This is a genomic window from Sulfurivirga sp. (assembly GCF_015490265.1).
In the GTDB taxonomy this organism is placed as follows: Bacteria; Pseudomonadota; Gammaproteobacteria; order Thiomicrospirales; family Thiomicrospiraceae; genus Sulfurivirga.
On record NZ_WFYD01000013.1, the window covers coordinates 1 to 5263 of the forward strand.

The following is a 5263-nucleotide window of genomic DNA, read 5'->3' on the forward strand; positions in this document are numbered from 1 at the left end:
GGTGACCCGCGGGAGATTCCGAAGCTGACCCATCGCCAGCTGGTGGATTTCCACCGGGCGCACTACCACCCCAGCAACGCCATCTTCTTCACCTATGGCGACATTCCCGCTGCGGAGCACCACGCCCGTTTCGAAGAGCTGGCGCTGGGGCATTTCAGGGACCGTGTGCCGGTGGTGAAGGTGCAGAAGGAGAAGCGCTACATTGCCCCCGTGCGGGTGACCCGCACCTACGCGCTGGAGGAGGCGGACACCGCCGGCAAGACCCATATCGTGCTGGGCTGGCTGCTGGGTGAGAACCGCGATCCCATGGAGGTGCTCACGGCCAACCTGGTCACCATGGTGCTGCTGGACAATGCCGCATCGCCCCTGCGCAAGGCGCTGGAGGATACGGACCTGGCTGCGGCACCGTCGCCGCTGTGCTGGCTGGAGGACGATACCCGTGAGATGGTGTTCGCCGCCGGGGTGGAGGGCTCCGAGCCGGAGCATGCTGACGCCATTGAGAAGCTCATTGACGATGTGCTGAAGCAGGTGGCCCGTGAGGGCGTGGATCAGCAGATGGTCGAGGCCATGCTGCACCAGCTGGAGCTCTCCCAGCGGGAGATCACCGGCGACGGCTATCCCTACGGCCTGTCGCTGATGCTGCACGGCATGGCCGCCCCTCTGCACGGTGGCGATCTGGTCAGTCTGTTGGATCTGGATCCGCTGCTGGAAAGCCTGCGCGAGAAGGTGCAGGATCCCCGCTTCATTCCCGATTGGATCGAACGCTGGCTGGTCAACAATCCCCACAAGGTGCGGCTGGTGATGAAGCCCGACCCGGAACAGCGTCAGCGGGAAGAGGCGGAAGAGAAGGCCGAGCTCGCCGCGCTCAAGGCGAAGATGAGCGATGAGGAGAAGGACGCCATCATCGCTCAGGCGGACGCGCTCAAGCTGCGTCAGGCGCAGGAGGACGACCCGGAGCTGCTGCCGAAGGTCACCAAGGAAGACATTCCGCCGCAGGTGAAGGTGATCGAGGGTGAACGCACGCAGGCCGGCGCCCTGCCGCTGACCCGCTACAGACGCGGCACCAATGGGCTGGTGTATGAGAGCCTGATCATCGACCTGCCCGATCTGGCGCCGGAGGAGCGGCAGGCCATGCCGGTGTTCAACAGCGTGCTGACCGAAATCGGCGCCGGCGAGCGGGACTATCTGGCCAATCAGGCGCTGCAGGCGGCGGTTACCGGTGGCATCGGCGCCCGTTCGCAGGTGCGCGAGGACCTGATGGATCCGACCCGCACCCACGGCCACTTCATCCTCTCCGGCAAGGCGCTCAACCGCAATCAGGACAAACTGGCGGGGCTGATGGAGGAGACCCTCGTGGCGCCCCGATTTGACGAGCTGCCGCGCATCCGTGACTTGGTCAGCCAGGTGCGCGTGGCGCTGGACCATGGCATTACCCGTTCCGGCCACAGCTACGCCATGGGCGCGGCGGTGCAGGATTTCACCCCCGCCAGCCGCTGGGCGTTCGAGCGAGGCGGACTCAGAGGCATTCAGGCCTTCCGCCGGCTGGACGAGCAGGTGCGGGAAGATGACGATGCGCTGGAAGGACTGGTGGCCAATCTGCAGTCCATTCAGGCTCGGCTGGTGGAGGCCGGCAAGCAGGTGCTGCTGGTGGCGGACGAACAGGGCCTGGCGCCTGCCAGCGACACGCTGGCGCAGGCATGGGGCGACCTGAAAGGACAGACTGTTCAGCCCCTGCAACTGGCAGCGGACGGCCGGGCGGTGCGTCAGGCATGGGTGACCAGCACTCAGGTCAACTTCTGCGCCGAGGCTTTCCCGGCGGTCATGCCCGGCCATGAGGACGCCCCGCTGCTGCAGCTGCTGGCCCACATGCTGCGCAACGGCTTCCTGCACACCCGCATCCGCGAGCAGGGGGGGGCCTATGGCGGCGGCGCCACCTATAACGCCGCGGCGGGCGCGCTGGTGTTCTACTCCTATCGGGACCCGCGCCTGCTGGACACCTTCGCCGACTTCGAGGCGTCGCTGGAGTGGGTGCTGAGCAATGATGCCACCGAACGCCATGTGGAGGAGGCCATTCTCAATGTCATCGCCGGCATGGACAGGCCCGGCTCTCCGGCGGGCGAGGCGGAAAAGGCCTTCTATCAGCAGCTCTATGGCTACACGCCGGACGTGCGTCAGCGCATCCGGGAGACCATTCTCGGGGCCGATCTGGCGCAGATCCGCACCGTGGCGGAGAAGTATCTGCAGGTGGAGCGTGCCTCCTGCGCCGTGCTCACCCATGCCGATGGTGCGAGGACACTGGCCGAGGCCGGTTTCGAGGTCATTCAGCTGTAATCGGCATCCATTCCCTGCTGCGGCCCGGCAGAATGCCGGGTTTTTTGTGCCCGGCCGGAAAGCCGCCTGCCAAAAATGGGGGAGACCCCGTCTCGCCAGCGTCTTCGGCGTGTTTCCCCTGTTCTCCCATGGAAATTTTGGCAGGTCGGCGGGCGGCCAAGCTGCGGTCCTGCAAAATTGGGGGAGGCCCCGTTTCACAGGTGGTTTTGCCCGCCTGGCCGGCTCTGCGCCCGGTTTTCCCCCGTGCCGGGCGCGCGGCTGGAAGTGCAGCCTGCAAAATCAGGGGAGACCCCGTTCAGAAGGGGTTTCAGGCGCTTTTTCCATACAGGAAACGGCTTTTCGGCCAGCACGCTGGGCGGGCCAACGGTCGATCCTGCAAAATCGGGGGAGACCCCGTTCCGTCTCAGTCTTCCAGCTCGGCGCGGGTCAGCCAGCCGTCGCTGTCGAAGGCGAGCGTGCAGGTGAGAAACTCCGGACTGGGCTGCTGCGGGGTGGGATCGTCGTCACAGGCGCAGCCGGCCATCTGGCTTTCGTACTGAATAGACAGGCGCAGGGTGCGGCTTGTCGGCTGCCAGTCCAGCACCATGGCGCGGGCACTGTGCTTATCCGCAAAATAGCCGTTGACCATACCGGCCTGCAGCAGGGGAAACAGCAGTCCGTACTCATCCAGCGCCCGAACCACTGTGTCACCGTCGGGTGTGTAGCCGGCAAACAGGGCCGGATCAAGCGGTGCGGTCTGTTTAGTCTTCATCAGGCACGATCCATTGGTTGTTGATGGCATGGAGCAGGGCTGAGGCGTCCCGCGGCGTGTCGAGCCACCGTTCGGCGTCTTCATACAGAATATGGTCGGCCAGCCAGCGGCGGAAGTCGAGGCTGGCGTCCGTCTCCCAGCGGCTGCCGTTGACAAACAGCGCGCCGTCTTCGGTGAGGACCATGCGGGTGACCGAATCCCGCAGCCAAACGGGCGTTTCCCGCAGCAGGGCGGGCAGGTCGTCCAGTGTTGCGGGCGGTTCCAGTGGTTCCGGCAGCAGTTCCACCGCCGCCTGATCCGGCAGGGTCATCATCTGTGCCAGCGCGTGATCAAGCCCGGGTGTGGTGAGTGACGGGCGCAGGGCGGCCAGCGCCGCCTGAGCGACCCGCCCGTCCATCTCGCCGGGTGGCAGGCCCAGCCAGCTGGGATCATGGAACAGGCTGTTGCCTGCCGGCTGTTCCGCCAGCCAGTCGGCCAGTGCTTCCATGATCTCCTTCGCCCGCAGGCTGCGGTAGCCGATGGAGGCGGTCATGCAGGCATCATCCAGCGCCACGCCGTGGTGTCCCCACAGCGGGGGAATGTAGAGCACATCGCCCGGCCCCACCTCGTATTCCAGCTCCACGGGAAAATCCTTCATCAATCTCAGCGGCACGCCTTCAAGGTAGTTGTCTTCGGTGCAGTGCTGCGAGGTGAGTGTCCAGCGGCGGTGACCGGCCATCTGGTAGAGAAAGACATGATAATGGTCGTAGTGGGGTCCCACGTTGCCGCCGGTGACGGCGTAGCTGATCATCACATCATCCAGCCGCCACCAGGGGATGAAGTCGAAGGCGGTCAGCAGTTTCTGCACCGCGGGCACGAGGCGGTCCACACCCTGCACCAGCAGGGTCCAGTTCCGCTCCGGCAGGGCGGCGTAGTCCGCTTCGGTGAAGGGCCCGCGGCGCAGTTCGTAGTCCTGCGGTCCATGCTGGATGACGATGCGGCTTTCCACATTCTCTTCCAGCGACAGCCCGGCCAGCTCTTCCGGCGTAATACCGTCGAAGCCCGCCGGCAGGGCGTTGCGGATGACGCACGGCGTGCGCCCCCAGTTCTGGCTGAAAAAACCGGCCTTCTGAAATTTTGTCCAGTTGAAAGCGATGCTCATTGTCTGTCTTTCCAATACAGCGGTCTTCTGTGGAGATGGGCCACTGCCATGATTTCGATATGCTCTGGACACATGCGGTAAATTAACCCGTATGGGAAGTGATTCAGGCGGCAGCGTCGGAAAGTCTCATCCAGAGGTTGCCACGCCAGTGGGAAGTTTTCGATGCGACGGCGACAGGCTTCGACTTCATCAAGAAATCGACCGCTCAGGCCAGGCTGCTGCTTTTCGTAATATTCAATCGCCTCCTGCAACTCGGCAAGTGCCGGCAGGGTGAGAAGGGTTTTCATGAAAGCTTCTGGCGCAAGCGGGCGACGGCCTGATCGAAGTCGATCAGAGCCAAATCACCCTGATCAACTGCTTGAGCGCGCTGATGACACGCTTCCAACCAAGCCTGATCGATCGTTGGATCTGTCTGGTCGAGTGAGTCAAGCAGCTGTTCCACCAGTTTCACCCGCTCATTGGGAGAAAGTTGTTGCGCTTCTCGCAAAAAGTGCTGCAGTTTCATGATCATTCGCCGAATTAGCGCATGCGCAGCTGCACGATGGCCAGTTTGATGGCTTTGGCCTGCTGGGCGGCGTTGCCGATGTAGCTGGCCGGGGTCATTTCACGTAGGCGCTGTTTGGCGTCCTCCGGCAGTTCCAGGCCATCCACAAAGCTCTGCATGATGTCCTTGTTGACCCGGCGACCACGGGTCAGGTCCTTCAGCTTCTCGTAGGGCTCCGGAATGCCATAGCGGCGCATGACGGTCTGGATGGGTTCGGCCAGCACCTCCCAGTTTTCATCCAGATCGGCCCGCAGGCGTTCTTCGTTGACCTCCAGCTTGCCCAGCCCCTTCATGGTGGCCTTGAGCGCGATGACGGTGTGGGCCACGCCCACGCCCAGATTGCGCAGCACGGTGGAGTCGGTCAGGTCCCGCTGCCAGCGGCTGATGGGCAGCTTCTGCGCCAGATGGTCGAAGAGGGCGTTGGCCAGCCCCAGGTTGCCTTCGGAGTTCTCAAAATCGATGGGGTTGACCTTGTGGGGCATGGTGGAGGAGCCGA

The 5263-nt window shown here is 63.9% G+C and carries 5 protein-coding genes and 1 pseudogene; 1 reads left to right on the forward strand and 5 read right to left on the reverse strand.

Going from position 1 to position 5263, the window contains the following annotated elements; translation table 11 throughout:
- Positions 1–2331, forward strand: a 2331-nt coding sequence (locus F8K16_RS01005; protein ID WP_294945713.1) for an insulinase family protein, incomplete at its 5' end; no start/stop codon positions are given.
- Positions 2332–2734: 403 nt separating this feature from the next.
- Here the strand turns inward: F8K16_RS01005 and F8K16_RS01010 are convergent.
- The 5 genes and pseudogenes from F8K16_RS01010 to F8K16_RS01030 form a co-directional block, all read right to left on the reverse strand.
- Positions 2735–3082, reverse strand: a complete 348-nt coding sequence (locus F8K16_RS01010) for a hypothetical protein (protein ID WP_294945715.1) — start codon at positions 3080–3082, stop codon at positions 2735–2737.
- The gene (locus tag F8K16_RS01015) at positions 3072–4223 is read right to left on the reverse strand and encodes a cupin domain-containing protein (protein WP_294945718.1); all 1152 of its coding nucleotides are present in this window, start codon (positions 4221–4223) and stop codon (positions 3072–3074) included. The genes F8K16_RS01010 and F8K16_RS01015 overlap by 11 nt, the downstream gene beginning before the upstream one ends.
- The gene (locus F8K16_RS01020) at positions 4220–4510 is read right to left on the reverse strand and encodes a type II toxin-antitoxin system RelE/ParE family toxin (RefSeq protein WP_294945721.1); all 291 of its coding nucleotides are present in this window, start codon (positions 4508–4510) and stop codon (positions 4220–4222) included. Before F8K16_RS01020 ends, F8K16_RS01015 begins: the two co-directional genes overlap by 4 nt.
- A complete protein-coding gene (locus F8K16_RS01025; RefSeq protein ID WP_294945723.1) occupies positions 4507–4728 on the reverse strand; it encodes an addiction module protein in 222 nt (73 codons plus the stop codon). Before F8K16_RS01025 ends, F8K16_RS01020 begins: the two co-directional genes overlap by 4 nt.
- A 14-nt stretch (positions 4729–4742) precedes the next feature.
- Positions 4743–5263: pseudogene (locus F8K16_RS01030) on the reverse strand (lyase family protein); the annotation flags it as partial.

Coding starts and splice junctions, on each gene's coding strand:
- F8K16_RS01025 (WP_294945723.1), bottom strand. CDS start 4,728: ATGAAACTGCAGCACTTTTTGCGAGAAGCGCAACAACTTTCTCCCAAT.
- F8K16_RS01015 (WP_294945718.1), bottom strand. CDS start 4,223: ATGAGCATCGCTTTCAACTGGACAAAATTTCAGAAGGCCGGTTTTTTC.
- F8K16_RS01010 (WP_294945715.1), bottom strand. CDS start 3,082: ATGAAGACTAAACAGACCGCACCGCTTGATCCGGCCCTGTTTGCCGGC.
- F8K16_RS01020 (WP_294945721.1), bottom strand. CDS start 4,510: ATGAAAACCCTTCTCACCCTGCCGGCACTTGCCGAGTTGCAGGAGGCG.